Genomic DNA, 20,017 nt, shown 5'->3' on the forward strand with positions numbered 1-20,017 from the left:
CTCGTGAGCGCTCAGGGCGACCGCTTCCGCGGCCGCGGGATGCCATACTCGTCGATTCGGTTGATCAGCGTGCGCAGCGAGACGCCGAGGAGCTTGGCGGCGCGCGTCTGGTTGCCCGCGGACCGCTCCAGGGCCTCGACGACGCGCTGCCGGTCGGCGGCCTTCATCTCGAGCCGGAGCCTCGCCAGGGCGTCGCCGCTCGGCGGCGGCGCGTCGGCCGGCGGCAGCCCGGCGCCGCTGGGCGGAGGCGGTGGCAGCGCGGCGCGGCCCGACGGGGGTGCGTCGCCGCTCGACAGGGGCGTGGCGCGGCTCGACGGGGGCGCGGCGCCGCCGGGCGGCAGCGCGGCGCCGCTCGGCGGCAATGGCGGCGGCGGGGGGATGGTGCCGCTCGGCCGCGACGCGGCGCCGCTCGGCGGGGGCGTGGCGCCGTTCATCAGGTGCGGCGGCAGATCGGCGGGCAGGACCGACTCCCCCGCGCACAGGACCGCCGCGCGCTCGATCACGTTGCGCAGCTCGCGCACGTTCCCCGGCCAGGCGTACGCCTCGAGGGCGGCGAGCGCCTCCGGCGAGATGCGCGGCGCGCCGCGCTGGTCGAGCTGCCGGCACGCCTCCTCGAGGAACCTGCCGGCGAGCGGGCCGATCTCGGCGACCCGCTCGCGGAGCGGCGGGACGACGAGGGAGATGCCGTTCAGCCGGAAATAGAGGTCCTGGCGGAAGGCGCCGCGCGCGATCTCCGCCTCGAGATCGCGGTTGGTCGCCGCCACGAAGCGGAGGTCGAGCCGGCGGGGAGTGCGGCCCCCGATGCGGAGCACCTTCCGGTCCTCGAGGACGCGGAGCAGCTTCGCCTGGAAGGCCAGGGGCAGCTCGCCGATCTCGTCGAGGAACAGCGTGCCGCCGTGGGCCGCCTCGAGCAGGCCGGCGCGCGCGTGGCTGGCCCCCGTGAAGGCGCTCTTCTCGTGGCCGAAGAGCTCGCCCTCGAGGAGCGACGGCGGCAGCGCGGCGCAGTTCAGCTCGACGTAAGGCCCGCTCGACCGCGGCGAGCGCGCGTGGAGGGTCCGGGCGAGCACCTCCTTGCCCACCCCCGTCTCGCCCAGGATGAGCACGCTGATGGGGCTCCGCGCGGCGCGGGCGGCCTGCTCGTAGAGCGCCAGCATCGCAGGGGCCAGCAGCACGATCTCCGCGGGCGGCTTTCCGCGGTCGGGCTCCTCGGCCGCCCCGCCGGGCGCGCGGCCGACGACGACGGTGGTCGCGCCGAGGTTGAAGCGCTCGCCGACGCCGACCTCGGCGCTCTCCCGCGAGAGGCGCCGCAGGCGGTGCGTGCGCGCCGTCAGCGCGCGGGCCTGCGGCTCGCCGACGAACGTGCCGTTGGCGCTCCCGAGGTCCTCGATCCGGAGCGGCGGGCCGACGTGGAGGGCCGCGTGCCGGCGCGACACCGAGCGATCGTCGATCCGCACGTCGCACCCCTCGTCGCGGCCGAGGACGACGCAGCCCTGGGGCGGCAACGGGGCGAAGGTGATCGTGCTGCCGGCCACGATCGCGAGCCGGAGCGTCGTCGCGCAGGAGCCCCGCACATCGCTGCCGGGAAAGCCTTCGTCCACGAGCACATCCTACGCGCCGCCGCGCGCCGCCGTGCGCTGGTTCGGCGTTGATCTGCACGAAGATTTGCACGAATCGTGCAAACCCGTGCAGAGCGTCGGGACCGCGCGGGCGATAGCGCGGCCGATCGTGCAGGCGGGTGCACGATCGGCGCACCGGTCCGCCGGCGCCCTCGCGCGGCGGCGCCGCGAATCGCTGGGTCCGCTGCTCGGCACACCTCCTGCTGTCCAGGAATTCGGGCGCTCGCGAGCGTCGATGGCGACCTCAGCGGCGGCGCGGGAAATCGCGCCCGAGCGGGCTCTGCGGCAGCGCGACCCGGCCCCCCACGGATCACGGATCAGGAGCGAGCGAACATGTGCACCGAGCATGGATTTTTAAATCGCAGACGCCTTCTCCAGGGGCTGGGCCGTACGGCGGCGGTGGCCGCGTTCGCGCCGGCGGTCCTGTCGGCCAAGGTGGCTGAGGCGCACATCCAGACGACGTACGAGCAGCTCGTCCCGGGGCTGCCCGAGCGCGTCGGCCTGTGCTCGGAGCGCATCGAGGACGTCTTTGCGCGCATCCAGCGCCGGGTGACCGACGGCCTGTTCCCGGGCGCGGTCGCCCTGGTGGCGCGGCGGGGGAGGATCGTCGGGCACCGGGCGTTCGGCTCGCGGGTCCGCGGCGCGGACGAGCCGATGACGCTCGACACGCTGTTCGACCTGCTCTCCATCACCAAGGTCCTCGCGACGGCGACGTCGGCGGTGATCCTCGTGGAGGACGGCGTGCTGCGGATGAACGACCGGGTGGCCGACTTCATCCCGGAGTTCGCGGCCAACGGCAAGCAGGCCATCAAGGTGCGCGACATGCTCCGGTACACGGCCGGCTTGCCGCTGGACAGCCAGTTCCTGGACGACCCGGACTGCGAGAGCGTCTGGCAGCGCATGGCGGAGTCGCCGCTCGAGTACATCCCTGGCACGCAGGTGCTCTACAGCGATCTCACCTACCGCCTCCTCGGGCGGGTGATCGAGGTCGCCTCGGGCATGGATCTCGACGCCTTCGCGAAGGCGCGCATCTGGGGCCCGCTCGGCATGCGCGACACGACCTTCAACCCGTCGGCGGCGCTCATCTCGCGGACCGCGGCCACGGGCTACTCCGAGCTCCGGGGGAGGGTGCTGCGCGGGGAGGTGCAGGACGAGCAGGATCACGCGCTCGGCGGGATCGTCGGCTGTGACGGCGTCTTCTCGACGGCGCGGGACATCGCGGTGTTCTGCCAGATGATCCTGAACGGCGGCAGGTACGGCGGCGTCCGCGTCCTGAGCCGCCAGGCCGCCGCCGCGATGGTGAGCAACCAGACGCCCGAGGTGAGGGCGTCGGAGACCGACGTATCGCCGATAACCAACCTCCTGATGACGCCCAAGGGCTATGGCTGGGAGCTCGCGACCCACCGCTTCTCCAACGGCGGGTCGCGCCTCTCGAGCGGCTCTTACGGCAAGGCGGGCGGCACCGGGTGTTTCCTGTGGATCGATCGCCGCCGCGAGCTGATCGGGGTCATCTTGACGAACCACGGCGTGCCGACGCCGTTCGATGAGATCGGCTGGAACCGGATGCTCGACGCGGTCGGGAACGGGGAGTTCTTCGACGGGATCGTCAACGCCGTCATCGACGAGTGAGAGTCGCCTTCATGTCGTCTCCGCGGCGCCCCCGCGGCCCCTCGGGCTCACCCGAGCGCCGCGCGGCGCGGCCTTACTTGCCGCAGCCGACGCGCTCGGAGTGGAGCGCGAGGTCGTCGTACCACATCGTCTTGGCTCCGCCGTGGTACTTCTCGAACCCGAACTTGAAGAGCTTGTAGTCGTACGGGCCCCAGTCCGTGACGTGCATCGCGTTGACCTCGGTGCCGTCCACGAACACGCTCACCGAGCGGCCCGGCCCGTCGTAGTGGAACTCGAGGCAGTACCAGGTGTTCGCGACGAGCTTCACGCCGCCGCTGCACATGTACATGCCGCCGTTCGAGAGCATCTCTTTGTCGTCGCTCTTGCGGTTCAGCTCGAGCTGACACTGGTGCTCGCCGATGCGGATCTGCTCCCCGTTGTTGGGATCCCCGTTGCCTTCCACGGCCGCGACATACGTGTTGTGGCCCATCTGGATGTCGGTGGCGCTCTTGAGGTAGATCCTGCCCCAGAAGTTGCTCGGCACGGCCACGCCGAGCATCTGGCTGAAGTCCGTGCCCGTGACCTTGACGGAGCGCGAGCCGCTGTGACCGGTGCTGTCCAGCGTCACGAACTCGCTCATCCTCGGGCGCAGGTAGTCCGGGAAGAACTGGATCTCGGAAGGCAGCGCGCCGTCCTCGAAGTCGGAGCAGAAGATGCTGCACCCGCCGGGATCCGTGCCGCCGGTCGCCGCCGTGCTGGTCGTTGTGTCGCCGGCTCCGGTGCTCGTGGCGCTCGTGGTGACGTCGCCTGAGCCGCTGCTCGTGGCGCCGCTGCTGGCGGCGCCGCCCGTGCCGCTGCCCGTCGTCGCGCTGCCGCTGCCGCTGGTGGCGCCGCCGCCGCTGGTGGCGCCGCCGCTGGTCGCGCCGGGGCCGGAGGACGTGCTCCCGGGGCCCGGGCCCGCGGCGTCGTCGCCCGACCCGCCGGCGCCGCCGGCCCCGGAGCTGGATTCGCCGCCGCACGCGGCCACGGACCCAAGTGTGAACATGGCAAAGAAGGCAAAGGAACGAGCCGAGAAGGACATACCGGGAGATCTCCTCAAGAACGGGCGCAGAACGGCCCAAGCGATGCGCGCGATTCTATCAGTGAACCCCGCGCGTGTCAGGCAGAACCGGAGGAGTGCGCCGGGGCCAGCTCAGGCCTGCCGGAGCCCCATCGCGCGCGCGACTCCATCCCGGTACGCCAGCCAGGCCGCGTGCGCTGCGGCCACCGCCGACGCGACAGCGTCCGCCGTCGGGCCCTCGTCCGGCGCGTGGCCCAGCACCATCTCCCACGCGTCCCGCCGGTGCCCTCCTTCGACCGCCCGGTGCGCCCTCGCCAGGCGCATGCGCTCGGGCGGACACCCGTAGTGCCGCACCATCGGGTGCGCGCGCAGCGCCTCCTCGATCGGCGGCGCCTCGCGCTGCCCGAGCAGCTCCGCGCGCTCGTGCACGCTGCCCTCCACGAAGATCGTCAGCACCGCCGCGCCCACGACCCACGGCGGCGCCGCGCTCACGCGGTCGAGCAGCGCCCGGTAGGCGTGGGCCTCGGGCTCGAGCGGGAGCGACTCGTCCTCGATGGCCGCGCGCGGGATGCCCAGGCCGTCGATCATCTCCAGGAAGAGCGCCGGGTGCGACACGCCCAGCGAGAGCTTGCCCGTCTGCTCTTCGAAGAGGTTCTCGGCGAGGGCGCTGCGCACCGCGGCCGGCGGCGACTGGCCGAGCACGCGCGCGAGCAGCACCGGGAAGTCGCGCACGTAGACCCGGTATTCGTGCCTGAAGTGAACCGCGAGCTGGTCTCGCGTGAGGCCGGGGCCTGTGAGGTGCGCCCAGGCCCAGTGGTTCTTGCGGTCCATGATCGCGAGCAGGCGTTCCTGAAGACGACGCGTCATGCGGCAGCTCCTCGGCAAGGGGTGAGCCTTGGTTGTACAGCACCGACGGCGTCTGCCCAGCGCCGTCGTCGCAGGTCGCGCGGAGGGCGGCGCACCGCCAGGGCAGGGCGGGGAGGGGATCGAGAGCCTGGGGGGCTCGTGCGCCGTCCTTGTCACAGATCGCCCGCTCCGGCCGATGACGCGCCATGAGCTCACGTTCCTGGGAATTCGTCGCCGCGGTCACCCTCCTGGCCTGTGGCTCGCAAGGGCCCGCTCCGCGCGAGAGCCGTCACGCGTCGGCCGCTGGGCCTGCACGCGCAGAGGCGCCCGCGCCGCTCCGCGCGCCCGCGCCCGCGCCCGCGCCCGCGCCCGCGCCTGCTGTGGCGCCTCCTGCCGAGCCCGCCATCGCGCCCGCGTCCGCCGATCCGATCGTCGCCCGCGCGCGCCTGGAGGTAGCCCGCGGCGTCACCTACGATCCGGCGTGGGTCGCGATCGGCTACCCCAACGGCGATCCGGCCCCCGATCGCGGCGTCTGCACCGATGTCGTCGTCCGCGCCGTCCGCGCTGCGGGCGTCGATCTCCAGGAGAAGATCCACGAAGACATCCTCGCGCGCCGGGCGGTCTACACGACGGTCGAGCGTCCCGATCGCAACATCGACCATCGTCGCGTCGGGCCGATGCTTACCTACCTGCGCGCCCACGCCACCTCGCTCCCCAGGACGTTCGACGAGGCCGCGGTGAGCACCTGGAAGCCCGGCGATATCGTGGTCTGGGCGCTCAAGCCGTGCCCTTCGTGCAGGCCGGATCATGTGGGCATCGTCAGCGATCGCAAGGGGCCGCGCGGCATCCCGCTCGTCCTGCACAACATCGGCCCGACGCCGACCGAGGAGGATGCCCTCGACGCCTGGACCGTGCTCGGCCACTTCAGGCTCCGTCTGAGCCGCTCAGGGACAGGCAACGGAGCAAGAGAGAGTGCACAGCGAGACGGGGAGGCGGGGAGGAGAGAGAGATAGACAGAGCAAGGTGGAGAGGCGAGAGGTGGGGATCCTCCTTCGAGCCTGCTCGCCGCCCCGCATCGATGCCGTCCGAAGCCGCCGGCGCCGAGCCTGCGGGGTCGAACGACTGACCCCCATCTCTCACCTCCCCGCCTCCCCGTCTCCCTGTGAATCTCTCCTTCTTCCTCTCCTCCCAACAATTTTTTCGCCCCCCGTATCCTTCCGGCCGCGCCGTTCGTCGGTGGGCCATGACGACGACAACCCCGACCGAACGACGCCTCTACGTCTCCATGATCACGTCCCTCGACGGCTACATCGAGGGCCCGGGCCGCGAGCTCGACTGGTTCCAGGACGGCAACCCGCAGTTCGAGCGGTACTGCGACGAGATGGTCGACTCTGTGGGCCTCGCGGTCTACGGGCGCACCTCCTACGAGCTCATGCTCCAGTACTGGCCTGACGCCGAGGCCCACCCGCGCTCGCCCCAGGACCTCGCGTTCGCGCGCAAGATGAACGCCCTGCCCAAGGTGGTGCTGTCGCGGACCCTGACGCACGCCGCGTGGGCCAACACCCGCGTGGCCCGTGACCCCGAGGAGATCGCCGCGCTCAAGCGGCAGCCCGGCAAGCCGATCGTCGCCTGGGCCGGCGCCGCGCTCGTGTCGACGCTGATCGAGCTCCGCCTCGTCGACGAATTCCGCCTGATCGTGCACCCGGTGGTGCTCGGCGGCGGCACGCCGCTGTTCGCGCGCCGCGACCATCGCCTCTCGCTGCGGCAGATCCGGACCCAGAACCTGGGCGGCGGGCTGTCGGTCCTGTGCTACGAGCCGGCCTGGTCATGAGCGACGAGCCGCGCGACCTCGGCGAGCTGAGCAATGATGTGAAGGCGTCATGGCAGCGGTTCCTCGACGTGTTCGAGCCGCTCCGGCCCGAGCTGTACCGTTACTGCCGCTACCTGACCCGGAGCCCGTGGGACGCCGAGGACCTGGTGCAGGACACGATGGCCCGCGGCTTCGTCACGCTCGGCACCCTGTTCCACGACCTGCCCAACCCGCGCGCCTGGCTGTTCCGGGTGGCGTCGAACCTGTGGATCGACCGCGCCCGGCGGCAGCGGCTCGAGCGCGACGCGCTCGGCGAGCCCACGGCAGCGCCCGTGGCGCCAGGGCACGCGACCGACGAGCGGGCGTCGCGCGAGGCCGCCGGCACCCTGGTCGCGCACCTGTCGCCCCAGGAGCGCGCGGCGGTCGTGCTCAAGGACGTGTTCGATTTCTCTCTCGACGAGGTCGCCGCGTCGCTCTCGACCTCGGTCGGTGCCGTGAAGGCCGCGCTGCACCGCGGCCGCGGCAAGCTCGTGGCGCCCGAGGCCGACGAGCCCCGGGCGCCCGCGCCGGGCGTGCTCGACGCCTTCTGCGCCGCCTTCAACGCCCGCGACCTGCCGACCCTGACCTCGCTGCTCCTCGACAGCTCGATCACCGAGATCGTCGGCGTGGTGACCGAGTACGGGCGCGAGCCCCCGGCCGATCCGCGCACCGGGTCGTTCGTCGGCAGCCTCTCGCCGATCACGACCACCGACGCCGGCGGGGTCGACGCCCGTCACCTGGTCGGCTACCTCGGCGGCCCGCCGCGCTGCGAGGTGCGCGAGCATCGCGGTGAGCTCTTGCTGCTCTTCTGGTTCGATCACGACACCGGACCGGCGGTGCGCACCGTCTGGACCGTCGAGACCGACGGCGAGCACATCGCCCGCATCCGCAACTACTTCTTCACCCCCGATGTGATCGCCGAGATCTGCCGCGAGCTCGACGTGCCTTTCCGCACGAACGGCTACCGCTACTGGATCCACGGGTAGCGGCCTCGCTGTAACGTGCTGGAGATCGCCCCGACAACGGGCGCAGAATGGCCCCGGCGATGCGGGCGACCTCCCGACCTGCCTTCGAGCTCACGAGCCGCCGCGTCGGGCGGCGCCACGAGGGCCTTGGCCGCGTCTTCGGAGGCCTCGCGCTGCTCGCGAGCGGGGGAGGGCCTTTTCTGATCAGCGTCATCGCCCTGGTCCTCGCGCACGTGCTGGACGAGCCGAGCCTCCGCGGGTTCGCGTTCCGCGCCCTGACCCTCGCCGTGCCCGGTGTGATCGTCGGCCTGGGGCTCTCGTTCGTGAGCGCCCTGTTCACCACCACCGCCATCGGCAGGAAGGGGCCGGTGCGCGTGGCCGCCGACGCGGCTGGGCTGCGCCTCGGCTCCGGCGCCGCGGAGCGCTCGATCCCGCGCGCCGAGATCCGCTCCGGCCTTGTCCTGTCGGACCTGCGCGTCCGCGTCGAGCTCCGCCTGCGCGGCGGGCGGGTGCTCGAGGTGCACATCGCGCGGGAGGAAGAGGGCGCGCGCCTGCTCGCGGCCCTCGGGATCGGCCCCACGGAGCGGCGCGTCGCGGTCTCGCTCGGCAGCGTCCACCGCGAGCTCTTGGCCGGCTGCTTCGGTCTGCCGGCCTTCATGATCCTCTGGCTCGTCGTGATCATGGCGCTCGCCGAGCCGCTCACCGGCAGCTCCGGACCGGTCGTGGCGTGGTTTGCCCTCACCGCGCTGTCGACATGGCTCCTCCGCCGCGCCGTGCGCCGCACTCCGGTCGTGGTGGGCACCGACGGCGTGCGCGTCGAGCGGCCCTTCTCGACCGTCTGGCTCCCTTACGCCGAGCTCGACTCGGTCGAGAGGCGCGGCGATTGCCTCCTCCTCTTTCGCCGGGGCAGCGGCGGTCCGGTCGTGCTCCGGACGGGAGAAGCCCTGACAGAGACGCTGGCGCAGCGCCTCCGTGATGCGCGCGAGGGCGCTGCCGGCGGCGCAGCGCTGCACGGCGCCGACGCGCTGGAGCGGCGCGGCCGCGATCTCGCGCTCTGGCGCGAGGACCTCCGCAAGCTGCTCGCCGGCGACGGCTACCGCGCCGCTGGCCTGACCCCCGAGGACGCGCTCCACGCGCTCGACGACGCCAGCGCCCCGCTGGAACGCCGGGTGGGCGCTGCCTTGCTCCTGCGCGTCGCTGGCTACCCCGAGGCGCAGGAGCACATTCGCATCGCCGCCGGGACCACGGCCGACGATGCGCTGCGCGCTGCGCTCGAGAGCGCCGCGGAGGACGAGGTCGACGACGCGGCGCTCGCGCGGGCCCTGCGGTGAGCCGCGCGCCGCTGAGCCATTCTGGGCCACGCGCTACGGGCGCGTCGGTCGGCGCTGTAGAAGGCGAGATCTTCAGGGATATCCGGCGGTAGTGAGATGGCACATGTCCTGCACGCTGCCGGCAGCGGAGGTGTTCATGTCACGTAACTTTCTTTCAGACGATGCAGCCTTGTTATCGCCGCTGCCCACGCCGCCGCCTCGAACGGCGGCCCTGGTGCAGCGGGTGTCTCGAGCGGCCGCAGCGGCTGCTGCCGTCTTCGTGGTCGCCTGTGGTCCTCCGGGCGTCGACGAGGGACACGACCCGGGCGATCAAGGCGAGATCATCCCGCCGATGCCGCCGCCGCCGGATGGGGAAGAGGGGGAGATCATCCCGCCGATGCCGCCGCCGCCTCCGGACGAGGAGATCATCCCGCCGATGCCGCCTCCTCCGGACTGCGAGGGCGGCGAGATTGTGCCGCCGATGCCGCCGCCGGGCGGGGAAGAGGGGGAGATCATCCCGCCGATGCCGCCGCCACGGGACGGGGAAGAGGGGGAGATCATCCCGCCGATGCCGCCGCCACGGGACGGGGAAGAGGGGGAGATCATCCCGCCGATGCCGCCGCCGCTTCCGGACGAGGAGATCATCCCGCCGATGCCGCCGCCGCCGGATGGGGAAGAGGGGAAGATCATCCCGCCGATGCCGCCGCCGCCTCCCCCGTGCAAGTGAGGCGCTCGATCGTCGCACCGTTGCGCTCCCCAACATGGTGAGGTCGAAGATGGGCGAACAGGAACGCGAGCTGGAAGTTGCGCCCGAGTGGTGGCGCTGGGCCACGGAGAACCTGCTGCGCGGCGTGCCCGAGGGCGTGATCTCGGAGCAGCTCCAGGCGGCCGGCGTCGGCAGCGCGCAGGCCGGAGAGCTGCTCTCGGCCATCGTCCGTTCGCCCATCTTCGTCGCCGCTCGGCCCTTCGCCAGGTCGGCGCGGCGGCACGAGATGCTGGCGCGGCTCCAGCAGAGAATGGCGTCGGTCGCCTGCGATCCGACGGGGATCCCGCGGCGCTCCGGCGTGTCCGGCGAGGAGCTCCGCGACGTCTATGTCGCCGGCAACATCCCGGTCGTCCTGACCGACGTCGTGACCCGCTGGCCCGCCTTCGGCCGGTGGACCCCGGCGTACCTCTCCGAGCGCTTCGGCGATGTCGTGGTCGACGTCACGACAGGACGCCAGAGCGATCCCGACTACGACATGCACGCGGCGCGGCACACGGAGAGCACGCCGCTGCGCGACTTCGTCGCGCGCATCGCCGGCGCCGCGAGCGAGGAGACGAACGACTTTTACATGGTCGCCAACAACCGCGTCCTCGAGCGGACGAAACTCGGCGCGCTGCTGGACGACGTGGTGCTCCCGGACGGGTACTGCGCCGCGCAGCGGCTGCTGGGCGCCTCGGCGCTCTGGCTCGGCCCTGCCGGGACCGTCACGCCGCTGCACTACGACACGTCCAACATCCTGTTCGGACAGGTGTACGGCAGGAAGCGTTACCGCATGATCGCGCCGTTCGAGACGTCGCTGTTCGACGGCGCACGCGCGATGTACGCCGATCGGGACCCGGAGAAGGACCCGATGGCCCCGGTGCTCGTGAAGGACGTGGTGCTCGAGCCGGGCGAGGCGCTCTTCATCCCGGTGGGCTGGTGGCACCACGTCCGCGCGCTCGACGCGAGCATCAGCCTGGGGATCAACAGCTTTCCGTTCCACAACGACTTCGACTGGTACCGGCCGAGCAACATCGGTTAGCGAGACGCTCGACCATCGGTCACCAGCGTGGATGTTTACGTCGCCCGTCTCGGGATCGGCGAGCACGACGCCGTGGAACGATGGCCCCGTACGCACCGTGACTTGCGCGATGCGTCCGCGCGGGGTCTGCACCGTGAGCGTCGTCGCCGAGCCGAGGCCCGAGCACAGGCGCAGCGCGATGTCCCAGCCGTTCGTCCAGAGCACGGGCAGGACGATGCTCGAGCGCGGCTGCGACACCGCGCGAGGAGGGAGCGGCGACAGGCGACGCGGCTGTGCAGGTGGAGGGAGCTTGGCCCATGGGCTCTTGGCTACTGTAGGCCGAGCAAGAACTCCTGTATGCGGGCCGATACCGCGCCCCCTGCCTCGAGGAGCATCGCGTGGCCTGTGCGGAGCACGATCATCCACTCGGCACCCGGAATGAGGCGGCGCAGCGTGTCGAGATCGGCCCGCAGGGCCATCACGTCGCGCTCGGGCGCGATCACCAGGACCGGCACCCGCACCTGGGGGAGGACGTCCGACGCGCGTGCCTCCATCAACGACCGCAGAGACTCCCAGTAAGCGCGAAGGTCCATGGTCCCGACGGCGCGGAGGAAATGCTCGAGCTCCTCCCGAGGCGCCTCGGGCCCGAAGACGCCCGCGGCCTGGCCCAGGGGGAAGAGGGCCCTGGACGCCGTGACGCGGCGCACGACCGGCGCAATACGAGGGACGATGGGGGCCGCCGTCCGTAGCGCCATACGGAGGGCCGCGCGCGTGCCGGGGATCCGGAAGGCGGCGCTCGACGCGTAGGGGTGATCGGCGCCGCCGGCGATGAGCACCATCGCGCGCACGAGATCAGGGCGACGGCGGTAGAGCTCGAGCAGCACCGTGACGCCCATGGAAAAGGCGATGTGCACCGGCGCGCCGGAGAACGTACTACGAGCACGGACCGCCTCCGTCACCCGGAGAAGATCGTCTGCGTGGGTCGAAATGGTGTAGTCGCCCGAGCGCGCCGTCTCGCTCTGCCCGTGGCCCCGGTAGCTCCAGTGGACCAGGTGGGTCGTCGTTGCGAGCGCGCTGACGAGGTGCTTCCAGAAGTTCTCCGTCGTGCTGAGGCCGTTCGTGAGGACGACAGGCGCTCGATCCCGCAGCTGCACCTCGTCGCCTGGGCGCTGGTGCGTGTGCCACGCGATGCGCGTCCCATCGCTTGCAACGATGTGCCGGAGGATCGAGCCTTCCATGATTGGAATGGACGGTAGCATGCGCGACCTCGCGACCAGCTGCTCGGGTTGTCGGTGGCACCCGAGGGGCGAGCAAGCTCGGACCGGTAGTCGAGCCCGCCGCTCGCATCGGCTCGCTGCCGGCTCATTGCCACTAGCCGGCGCCCGCAGGCTCTGCTGAGGTCGGCCACGCTCGAGCGCGAGCGATCTACCGAGGTAGGAGAGCTGGGCCTCTGCGTGAGCGACAGGCTCGGAGGTCACGCGTGAACGGCCCCGGGCGTCCCCGGGGCCGTGATTCAGCAGCCAGCGCTGCCGCTCGTGGTCCCCGCTACCGCGCCGGGCTGATGGTCACCTTCAGCATCTGGCTGGCCGCAGGATACAGATAACCGTCATCGACGGAGCGCACCCGGTCCGTGGGATCGTCGGCGCCCATCTGCGGCCCGGCCTGGCGCGGCGCCTGGTCGGGGCCCACGCCGGGCCACTGGTTGGCCTCGGTGCCCGCGTCCCAGATCGAGACCTGGTCGGAGACATCGCCGCTCACCGGCTCGCCGCTCGCGTCGAACAGCGCGATCCCCTCCTCGCTCGGGGCGAAGAACAGATCGTTCGATTGCCCCAGCATCGACGCGAAGCTCAGCCGCTCGCCGGGCCGCGCGGTCACCCTGAAGCTGAACTTCGCGCCGGGCAGCAGCGGCCCCGGCATCGAGGCGCCCACGGGCGTGTCGTAGACCAGCACCGACGAGAGCCCGCTCTCGCCCCCGACCTCGGCCTCCAGCGACTCCGCGAGCGTGGTCGGGTTCCCGTCCTCGGCCAGCATCTCGAGTCCCTTGCTCCGGTCCGCCTCGCCCGACCTGAACAGCGGCGCTGCGGCCCCGTGCACCACCGCGACGCCCGGCGCCGCCGGCGAGGTCAGCCCCGCGCGGGGCATGACCCCCTCGTGCAGCATCATGGGGTTCCCGTCCTCGGCTTGCGCCTCCAGCCCGTTACCGGGGTACGCCTGCCCGACCGTGAACAGCGGGTTTTCCATCGTGTGCACCACGAAGAGCCCCGGCGACAGCGGCACGGCGGCCGGCTCCCCGCCCTCGGGCATCAGCGTCCCCACCTCCGACATGTTGGTGATCCGGATCGTGAACTCATTGCCCGGCTCCGGCGTCACGATCACCTGGATGACCTCCTCGACCGCCGGGTAGGTATAGCCATCCTGGACCAGCCGCACCGTGTTGTCCGGGTCCTTGGCGCCCGTGTTCGGGCCGCTCTGCCGGGGCGCCTGGTTCGGCCCCGCGCCCGGCTCCTCGTTGGCCTCGCTGCCTGCGTCCCAGAGCAGGACCTGGTCGGTCACGTCCCCGCTCACCGGGTTGCCCGCCTCGTCGTAGAGCGCGATCCCGGCGCCATCGGGCGCATAGAACAGATCATTCGACTGCCCGAACATCGTCGTGAACGACAGCCTGTCGCCTGGCAGGGCGCCGACGCGGAACTCGAAGCTCTTCTCTGGGAAGAGCGGTCCGGGCATGCTCTCGCCCACGGGCGTGTTGAACACGCCGGCCACCCGGTAATCCCGCGCGGGTGTCACGTTCTCGATGGTCACCTCGAAGCTGGCCGCATCCCCGGCAGCAGATCCGCCGGCGCCTCCCCCGCCCATGCCGCCCGCGCCTGTGGTATCGCCGCCTCCGTCATCGCTGCAAGCAGCGGCGAGGGTGAGGACAAGGGACATGGCCGACAGCGTGTGACGCCGAATCTTCATGACGATCCTCCAGAAGCAGTGAATGAGATGACGCGAACTGGATCGCCGCCGCCGCGGAGAGCGGCGCGCAGCGATCGTTCCTCCAACGCGCTGGAGACCGGAGCGGCCGCGGGCGCCCGCGTCGGCCCGCGATGGCCAGTGGCGCGTGGTTCGAGGGTGCTACGCGGCGGGTGCAGATCGGTTTCGCGACCCTCGCACGCGCCTGCACGATCGCGCTCGGGAAGAATTGTTCAGCGCGGCCGTCGGTCGCCTCGAGCGCGTGGGCGCCTCACTTCGGACTCCTCGGTGATCGGCCCGGCGGCGCCCCGCTCGGCACGCCCGCAGCGCTGGCGAAACCGCGGCTCGTGTAGAGGGGTCAGCACGCCCGCAGCTTTCACCCGATCGCCGCGAGCGTGGCGCTCGGGCGCCGGCACAGGCGGCGGCACCGGCGCGGGCAGCAGCAGCAACGCGGGCGGCAGGGCCTCGTGGGCCGGGGGCGTGACCTTCGCCCATACCGGAGATCACAAGGCGGCCGGTTGGGCTCGCGTCGGGCCACACCGGAAGAGGGTTCAGCCGCCCGTGTCCCGTGTAGCTATTGAGAATTGTCAAAGTCTCCGCCGTTCGTTCCTCCGCGCCAGCGCCGTCGCCCAAGAACTTCCCTGGTTCCGCGCCCACGGCAGGCCCCCGGCGGCTTGGCACCACCTCACACGCAGCCACGCAAAAACCTGGGCGACGCGCCGCTACACCTCCGGAGCTCCTCCTGGGCTAGGGTAGGGTAGCGATCCCTGGACCGAGGCGGCGCCCCGCGCACCCCGGCCCAGCGCCGCGAAGGAGCCCCCGATGAGCCGTTACGCCGACCATGAACCCGCCTGCGTGGACTCGCCCGCGAACGCGATCGAGCTCGTCATCGACGCGCGCGCCCGCGATCTGGGCGGCTTCTCCGTGCGGCGCGTGCTGCCGTCGGTCCGCCGCCGGCTCGTCGGCCCGTTCGTCTTCTTCGACCACATGGGCCCTGCGCGCTTCGCGGTGGGACAGGGCATCTCGGTGCGCCCGCACCCGCACATCGGGCTCGCGACGCTGACGTACCTGTTCGAGGGGGAGATCCTCCACCGCGACAGCCTCGGCACGGCGCAGCCGATCCGGCCGGGCGACGTCAACTGGATGGTCGCCGGGCGCGGCATCGTCCACTCCGAGCGCGGCGACCTGGCGCACGAGACGCACCTCCACGGCGTCCAGTGCTGGCTCGCGCTGCCGACGGAGCGCGAGGAGGACGCGCCCCGCTTCGAGCACCACCCGGCGGCGACGATCCCCGTCGTCACCCGGGAAGGCGCCACGCTGCGCGTGATCGCGGGGGAGGCCTACGGCGCGCGCTCGCCGGTCGGCGTCCTGTCGCCGACGCTCTACGTCCACGCGGAGCTCGACCCGGGCGCCACGCTCCCGCTGCCCGAGGAGCACGCGGCGCGCGCGGCCTACGTGATCGACGGATCGGTCGGCTGCGAGGGCCAGCGCTTCGGCGAGGGGACGATGCTCGTGTTCCGCGCTGGAGCGCAGCCGGAGCTCCGCGCGCTCTCGCAGAGCCGCGTGATGCTCCTCGGCGGCGCCGCGCTCGACGGCGACCGCCACATCCTGTGGAACTTCGTCTCGAGCTCGCCGGAGCGCATCGAGCGCGCGAAGCAGGACTGGAAGGCAGGGCTCTTTCCCAAGGTGCCGGGGGACGACATCGAGTTCATCCCGTTCCCCGACGGGTGAGGGGGCGCGAGCGCCGGAGCGGCGCGCTCAGGCGCCGCGTTCAAGGGAGCCGGAGCGGCGCGCTCAGGCGCCGCGTTCAAGGGAGATAAACGGGCCATGTTGAACGGAGCTTGTTACTGCGGTGCCGTGCGCTTCGAGGTCGACGACGCGTTCGGCTACGCCTTCTACTGCCATTGCTCGAGGTGCCGGAGGCGCACCGGCGCCGCCTGCGCCGCCATCGGCGGGATCGAGATCGACAGGCTCCGCGTCACCGCGGGGCGGGAGCACCTGCTCCGGGTCGGCGAGTCCGAGGACGGGTACCGCTGCGTCTGTAAACAATGCTTCTCGCCCGTGTACGACGTCGTCCGCGAGCAGCGGTTCGCGCACGTGCAGCTCGGCACGCTCGACGGCGCGCCGGCGAAGGGGCCCGATCACCACATCTACGTCGGCTCGAAGGCGCCCTGGCATCAGATCACGGACGCCTTCCCCCAGTTCGAGGAGCTGCCGGCGTAACGCGCAGCCCGACCGGGCCCGGGATCCCGCCGGCCGCCGCCCCGGAATCCACGCGACTACATTTGTAGTTGACGTGCGGCCTCCCGTGAACGACACTTGTCGTCGTGGGAACCGAAGCGCTGACCGATCTGCAGCTCGCGGTGATGAAGGCCCTCTGGGCCGTCGGGGAGGGCACCGTCGGGGACGTCGTCTCGGCGATGGCGGAGGACGGGCGGGAGCTCGCTCCCACGACGGTGGCGACCTTGCTGCAGCGGCTCAGCCAGCAGGGGTGGGTGGAGCGCAAGAGGTCTGGCAGGCAGTTCGTGTACCGCGCGTCGGTCGACCAGAAGGAGGCGGCCAGGGGCGTGCTCCACCGCGTGCTGCGCTCGTTCTTCGGCGGCAGGGCCTCGGCCCTCACCGCGCAGCTCCTGGAGTCGGAGCAGCTCAGCCCTGAAGAGCTCGCGGAGATGCAGCGGCTGATCAAGGAGAAAGGCGCGTGATCCTGGCGCTCCACCTGCTCGCGGGGCCGGGCGCCTGGTCCGGCATGGCGGCTCTCTGGCTGGCGCTGCTGCTCACCTGTTCGGTCCATGCCGCGGTGTGGACCGGGGCGGCGGCGCTCCTGGCTCGCCGGAGATCCCTCTCGTCCTCCACGCGGCACCTGCTCTGGAAGATGGCGCTGTTCGGTCCGCTCGCGACACTGCTGCTCGCGGCGGTGATGTCATGGGGCTTCGAGCGCGCGCCCGGCGACACGGCATCTCCTGGAGAGATCGCCGTCCTGTCGCTCGAGGACGCCCCCGCGCCGGCGGTCCTCGATGCCGCGCCGGAGATCGGCGGCTCAACCGGGGAGAGCGCCGGCGCCGGATCACCGGCGCGGCGCGCGGAGGGAAGCCCGGGGTGGAACCTGCTCGCCGCGTGCACGGCCGGAGCGGCCGCGCTGGGGCTGCTGCGGTTCGCCTCGTCGGCGCTGCTGCTGTGGCGCGGGCTCCGCGGGCGCAGGGAGGTGCGGGACGCGCGGCTGCTCCAGCGGCTGGAGCGGCTGCGCGCCCGGATCGGAATGGGCCCGGTCGCGCTGACGGAGAGCGCCGATGTCGGCAGCCCGCTCGTCATCGGAGCCTCCGAGATCTGCGTCCCGCTGGCAAGGCTCGCCGCCCTCACCGACGCGGAGGTCGACGCCGTGCTCGCGCACGAGCTGGCGCACATCGAGCGCCGCGACGGGCTGTGGTTTCCGGCCGCTGGCCTCGTGCAGTCGATCCTGTGGGCGCATCCGCTCGTTCACTGGGCGTCGTCCCGCTTCCGCCAGACAGCGGAGCTCGCCTGCGACGATCGCGCCGTCGAGCTCACGGGGGATCCCCTCGGCCTGGCGCGCGCGCTGGTCCAGGTCGCGTCGGGCGCCTCGCTCGCCCCGCGGCGCGCGCTGGTCCCGGCCATGGCGCGCTCGGCGGGCGCGCTCCTCCCGCGCGTCAGGCGCCTCCTCGATGCGGGGAGCCGGGCGCGATCCACGCCGAGCCCTCGGGGCCGGCGGCGGGCCATCGCCAGCCTCGCCGCGGCCGGCGTGGCGGCTGCGGGCCTGAGCGTCCAGGTGGCGCGCGCGCGGCCGCCGCTGCTCGCGTCAAGCGCGGGCGGCGCGCTCGCGCGGGATCGCGGCGCTGCCCTCGGCGCAACGGCATCGCCGCCCGACGCGGCCGCGGCGAGCGAGCAGATGGTCGAGCTCGCGCGCCGTGAGCACGAGATCGAGGCGCGGCTCGAGGAAGCGCTGCTCCTCCCCGACGCGCAGCGCGCGGACACCCAGGCTGCCGTGCGGGTCCTCGAGCTGCGCCAGGAGCTGAGGCACGCGCGCGCCGCGAAGGCCTGGATCGAAGAGCGTTTCGTCGACGAATGGACGACGTGGGAGAGGCGCCCGCGGGCGTCCGGCAGCGCGCCTCGGTAGCGCGCTCCGCACACCGCACGGGCCTGTCCAGAACAGGAGCTGACATGTCGATCATGAAGAGGGCGCCGAGCGCGCGGCGCACGGCTGCGCGCTCGGCGCGTGCGGGGTTGACCGCCCGGGCGCTGTGCGCGGTCGCGACGATGGGGCTGACGGCCGCTGGCTGCGCGCGCGCGGAGGTCGTCACCCTGGAGCGCACGGGACAGCCCATCACCGTCCACAGGCCGGCGCTGTATCCGGAGACGATCGAATACGACAGCAGCCGAGGCAAATTCCTTGTGAGCTCGTTCAGGGAGGGCGCGATCTACGCGGTGGACGGCGATGGCGGCGTCTCCCGTGTCGTCGACGACCCACGCCTCTGCTCGGTGCTCGGCATCGCCGTGGACGTCGAGCGGGGGCGGCTCTGGGCGGTGAGCTCCGATCTCGGCGCGAGCGTCAAGCCATCTGCCGCGGGGCCGAAGAACGTGGCCGCCGTGGGCGTCTACGATCTCTCCACGGGCAAGGCCATCCACTACGTGGATCTCGCGCCGCTGTCCCCCGGCGCTCACCTCGTGAACGGCATCGCCCTGGACTCGGCCGGCAACGCCTACGTGACCGACAGCTTCTCGCCGACCATCTACAAGGTCGATCCGCAGGGGAACGCGGCCGTCTTCCTGCGGGACGAGCAATTTGCCGGCGAGGGGATCAACCTCAACGGGGTGGTCGTCCACCCCGATGGCTATCTGCTGGTCGTCAAGAAGAGCGATGGCACCTTGTTCAAGGTGCCGCTCGCGAACCCCGCGCGGTTCGCCAGGGTCGATGTCGCCGAGCGGTTCGTGGGCGGAGACGGGCTGACCCTGGTGGGGAAAAGAGATCTCGTGGTCGTCGCGAACCAGGCCGCTGGCGTCGCGTCGAACGCCGCGTTCTCGCTGTCGAGCGAGGACGGCTGGAGCACCGCGAGGTTGCGCGCGGTCCAGCGGCTCGGCGACGTCTATCCGACGACCGGCGTGCTCCGGGACGGAAAGCTCTATGTCATCCACAGCAAGCTGAACGAGCTCATCCAGTCGTCGCCGGAGCAGCGAGAGCGGCTGCGGGTGGAGGCGACCATCCAGCAGATCGGGCGCGCAGCGCTGTAGCCGCGGCGTGCCTCGCGGCCGGCCCGAGGCGGGCGGGGGTACTGCAGGGCGCGCCTTGCGGCGGCGTCAGGGCTGGTCTTCGCCCTGGCCCTGGCCGTCGTCGGTGTTGCCGAGATCGGGGCATTTCTGCGCGATGAGGTCACACGCCGCGATGGGGGCCTCGAGCGCGCTCGCCGCGGAATCGCAGCTGAGCGCTCGGACCTTCTCGGCGTTCGCCAGCATGCACGCCTCGTACTCGGCCACCGTCGCGGTGCAGCCGACGCGCGCCTCGGCCGGCGGCAGACAGCTCGCCGCGGCCGTGTCGTCCGCGCGCGCCGGCGGCTGCTGGCCCTCGGCCAGGCACTTGTCCCTCACGACGGTGCACTCCTGCCCGACCGTGGACCACAGGAGTCCGACGAACTCGCAGGTATCCTGCCTGGTGAGCACGAGGCTCGGCGTGAGCGACTGGCACGTGGTGTCTTCGTCCGCGGCCGTCAGGTCCTTGAGCTGCTTGCTGCTCAGCGCGGCGGGGATCGGAGCGGCCGCCACATCCTTGCCGCCCCAGAGGACGAGCGACAGGAAGGCCGAGAGTGCTCCGAGTCGAATCAGTCGATTCATTCGTTCTCTCCCTTGTACGAGCGGCCGGCTCCGGCCGCGGACGGGCTCGGAGCAACCGACGTACCCGGCGCCTCGTTGTGCACGACGGGGCCGCGCGGGTCTCCGCCGCCGCCCGCGGCGCGATGATCGAGGCCCACGCGCTCATCGGTCTTCCAGGCTTCCCTCCTTCGCGACCGCGCGCTCTGGCGAGATCCCACCCAATCCACG

The 20,017-nt window shown here is 72.1% G+C and carries 18 protein-coding genes; 12 read left to right on the plus strand and 6 right to left on the minus strand.

Translation table 11 applies throughout. The features are described from left to right. Nucleotides 1-11 precede the first annotated feature (11 nt). Complete coding sequence (locus ACSRUE_RS15415) at nucleotides 12-1,598, minus strand: sigma 54-interacting transcriptional regulator (RefSeq protein WP_441291657.1); 1,587 nt, start codon at nucleotides 1,596-1,598, stop codon at nucleotides 12-14. A 417-nt stretch (nucleotides 1,599-2,015) separates the two neighbouring features. Between ACSRUE_RS15415 and ACSRUE_RS15420 the strand changes: the two genes are divergently transcribed. Beyond that, on the plus strand, nucleotides 2,016-3,245 hold the full coding sequence (locus tag ACSRUE_RS15420) for a serine hydrolase domain-containing protein (protein ID WP_441291658.1): 1,230 nt from the start codon (nucleotides 2,016-2,018) through the stop codon (nucleotides 3,243-3,245). A 73-nt stretch (nucleotides 3,246-3,318) separates the two neighbouring features. On the opposite strand, the gene ACSRUE_RS15425 is transcribed toward ACSRUE_RS15420, so the two are convergent. Both ACSRUE_RS15425 and ACSRUE_RS15430 read right to left on the minus strand, forming a co-directional pair. After that, the gene (locus ACSRUE_RS15425) at nucleotides 3,319-4,269 is read right to left on the minus strand and encodes a hypothetical protein (RefSeq protein WP_441291659.1); all 951 of its coding nucleotides are present in this window, start codon (nucleotides 4,267-4,269) and stop codon (nucleotides 3,319-3,321) included. Nucleotides 4,270-4,416: 147 nt separating this feature from the next. After that, nucleotides 4,417-5,151: an iron-containing redox enzyme family protein gene (locus ACSRUE_RS15430; RefSeq protein ID WP_441291660.1), complete on the minus strand. Its 735-nt coding sequence runs from the start codon at nucleotides 5,149-5,151 to the stop codon at nucleotides 4,417-4,419. A 185-nt stretch (nucleotides 5,152-5,336) separates the two neighbouring features. Between ACSRUE_RS15430 and ACSRUE_RS15435 the strand changes: the two genes are divergently transcribed. The 6 genes from ACSRUE_RS15435 (at nucleotide 5,337) to ACSRUE_RS15460 (ending at nucleotide 11,041) form a co-directional block, all read left to right on the plus strand. Further along, complete coding sequence (locus tag ACSRUE_RS15435) at nucleotides 5,337-6,143, plus strand: DUF1287 domain-containing protein (protein WP_441291661.1); 807 nt, start codon at nucleotides 5,337-5,339, stop codon at nucleotides 6,141-6,143. A 230-nt stretch (nucleotides 6,144-6,373) separates the two neighbouring features. After that, a complete protein-coding gene (locus tag ACSRUE_RS15440; RefSeq protein ID WP_441291662.1) occupies nucleotides 6,374-6,961 on the plus strand; it encodes a dihydrofolate reductase family protein in 588 nt (195 codons plus the stop codon). Next, nucleotides 6,958-7,965 carry an RNA polymerase sigma factor gene (locus tag ACSRUE_RS15445; RefSeq protein ID WP_441291663.1) on the plus strand — a complete coding sequence of 336 codons (1,008 nt, stop codon included), beginning with the start codon at nucleotides 6,958-6,960 and terminating at the stop codon, nucleotides 7,963-7,965. The genes ACSRUE_RS15440 and ACSRUE_RS15445 overlap by 4 nt, the downstream gene beginning before the upstream one ends. A gap of 59 nt (nucleotides 7,966-8,024) precedes the next feature. Next, a complete protein-coding gene (locus ACSRUE_RS15450) occupies nucleotides 8,025-9,275 on the plus strand; it encodes a hypothetical protein (RefSeq protein WP_441291664.1) in 1,251 nt (416 codons plus the stop codon). 169 nt (nucleotides 9,276-9,444) lie between these two features. Further along, nucleotides 9,445-9,981: a hypothetical protein gene (locus ACSRUE_RS15455; RefSeq protein WP_441291665.1), complete on the plus strand. Its 537-nt coding sequence runs from the start codon at nucleotides 9,445-9,447 to the stop codon at nucleotides 9,979-9,981. Between the two features lie 49 nt (nucleotides 9,982-10,030). Next, on the plus strand, nucleotides 10,031-11,041 hold the full coding sequence (locus tag ACSRUE_RS15460) for a cupin-like domain-containing protein (protein WP_441291666.1): 1,011 nt from the start codon (nucleotides 10,031-10,033) through the stop codon (nucleotides 11,039-11,041). A gap of 308 nt (nucleotides 11,042-11,349) precedes the next feature. Here ACSRUE_RS15460 and ACSRUE_RS15465 read toward each other — a convergent pair whose 3' ends face one another. Both ACSRUE_RS15465 and ACSRUE_RS15470 read right to left on the minus strand, forming a co-directional pair. Further along, nucleotides 11,350-12,258, minus strand: coding sequence for an alpha/beta fold hydrolase (locus tag ACSRUE_RS15465; RefSeq protein WP_441291667.1), 909 nt, complete (start codon nucleotides 12,256-12,258; stop codon nucleotides 11,350-11,352). A gap of 307 nt (nucleotides 12,259-12,565) precedes the next feature. Then, nucleotides 12,566-13,975, minus strand: coding sequence for a spondin domain-containing protein (locus tag ACSRUE_RS15470; protein WP_441291668.1), 1,410 nt, complete (start codon nucleotides 13,973-13,975; stop codon nucleotides 12,566-12,568). A gap of 819 nt (nucleotides 13,976-14,794) precedes the next feature. Here ACSRUE_RS15470 and ACSRUE_RS15475 point away from each other — a divergent pair. The 5 genes from ACSRUE_RS15475 to ACSRUE_RS15495 all read left to right on the plus strand — a co-directional run bounded on the left by ACSRUE_RS15475 (nucleotide 14,795) and on the right by ACSRUE_RS15495 (nucleotide 19,213). Then, nucleotides 14,795-15,703 carry a pirin family protein gene (locus tag ACSRUE_RS15475; protein ID WP_441291669.1) on the plus strand — a complete coding sequence of 303 codons (909 nt, stop codon included), beginning with the start codon at nucleotides 14,795-14,797 and terminating at the stop codon, nucleotides 15,701-15,703. A gap of 96 nt (nucleotides 15,704-15,799) precedes the next feature. Next, complete coding sequence (locus tag ACSRUE_RS15480; RefSeq protein WP_012239229.1) at nucleotides 15,800-16,195, plus strand: GFA family protein; 396 nt, start codon at nucleotides 15,800-15,802, stop codon at nucleotides 16,193-16,195. 104 nt (nucleotides 16,196-16,299) lie between these two features. Continuing rightward, a complete protein-coding gene (locus ACSRUE_RS15485; protein WP_441291670.1) occupies nucleotides 16,300-16,674 on the plus strand; it encodes a BlaI/MecI/CopY family transcriptional regulator in 375 nt (124 codons plus the stop codon). Next, nucleotides 16,671-18,101 (plus strand): M56 family metallopeptidase, encoded by a 1,431-nt coding sequence (locus ACSRUE_RS15490; RefSeq protein WP_441291671.1) that lies wholly within the window; start codon nucleotides 16,671-16,673, stop codon nucleotides 18,099-18,101. The genes ACSRUE_RS15485 and ACSRUE_RS15490 overlap by 4 nt, the downstream gene beginning before the upstream one ends. Nucleotides 18,102-18,145: 44 nt before the next feature. Next, nucleotides 18,146-19,213: a hypothetical protein gene (locus ACSRUE_RS15495; protein ID WP_441291672.1), complete on the plus strand. Its 1,068-nt coding sequence runs from the start codon at nucleotides 18,146-18,148 to the stop codon at nucleotides 19,211-19,213. 66 nt (nucleotides 19,214-19,279) lie between these two features. Here ACSRUE_RS15495 and ACSRUE_RS15500 read toward each other — a convergent pair whose 3' ends face one another. Then, complete coding sequence (locus tag ACSRUE_RS15500) at nucleotides 19,280-19,810, minus strand: hypothetical protein (protein ID WP_441291673.1); 531 nt, start codon at nucleotides 19,808-19,810, stop codon at nucleotides 19,280-19,282. Nucleotides 19,811-20,017 lie beyond the last annotated feature (207 nt).

The sequence above is a fragment of the Sorangium sp. KYC3313 genome, assembly GCF_052075895.1.
GTDB classification, from domain to species: Bacteria; Myxococcota_A; Polyangia; order Polyangiales; family Polyangiaceae; genus Sorangium; species Sorangium cellulosum_B.

Bases quoted from the DNA above. Each gene is read 5' to 3' on its own strand.
- ACSRUE_RS15425 (WP_441291659.1), bottom strand. From the start codon at position 4,269: ATGTTCACACTTGGGTCCGTGGCCGCGTGCGGCGGCGAATCCAGCTCC.
- ACSRUE_RS15430 (WP_441291660.1), bottom strand. From the start codon at position 5,151: ATGACGCGTCGTCTTCAGGAACGCCTGCTCGCGATCATGGACCGCAAG.
- ACSRUE_RS15435 (WP_441291661.1), top strand. From the start codon at position 5,337: ATGAGCTCACGTTCCTGGGAATTCGTCGCCGCGGTCACCCTCCTGGCC.
- ACSRUE_RS15440 (WP_441291662.1), top strand. From the start codon at position 6,374: ATGACGACGACAACCCCGACCGAACGACGCCTCTACGTCTCCATGATC.
- ACSRUE_RS15445 (WP_441291663.1), top strand. From the start codon at position 6,958: ATGAGCGACGAGCCGCGCGACCTCGGCGAGCTGAGCAATGATGTGAAG.
- ACSRUE_RS15450 (WP_441291664.1), top strand. From the start codon at position 8,025: ATGCGGGCGACCTCCCGACCTGCCTTCGAGCTCACGAGCCGCCGCGTC.
- ACSRUE_RS15460 (WP_441291666.1), top strand. From the start codon at position 10,031: ATGGGCGAACAGGAACGCGAGCTGGAAGTTGCGCCCGAGTGGTGGCGC.
- ACSRUE_RS15465 (WP_441291667.1), bottom strand. From the start codon at position 12,258: ATGGAAGGCTCGATCCTCCGGCACATCGTTGCAAGCGATGGGACGCGC.
- ACSRUE_RS15470 (WP_441291668.1), bottom strand. From the start codon at position 13,975: ATGAAGATTCGGCGTCACACGCTGTCGGCCATGTCCCTTGTCCTCACC.
- ACSRUE_RS15475 (WP_441291669.1), top strand. From the start codon at position 14,795: ATGAGCCGTTACGCCGACCATGAACCCGCCTGCGTGGACTCGCCCGCG.
- ACSRUE_RS15480 (WP_012239229.1), top strand. From the start codon at position 15,800: ATGTTGAACGGAGCTTGTTACTGCGGTGCCGTGCGCTTCGAGGTCGAC.
- ACSRUE_RS15495 (WP_441291672.1), top strand. From the start codon at position 18,146: ATGTCGATCATGAAGAGGGCGCCGAGCGCGCGGCGCACGGCTGCGCGC.
- ACSRUE_RS15500 (WP_441291673.1), bottom strand. From the start codon at position 19,810: ATGAATCGACTGATTCGACTCGGAGCACTCTCGGCCTTCCTGTCGCTC.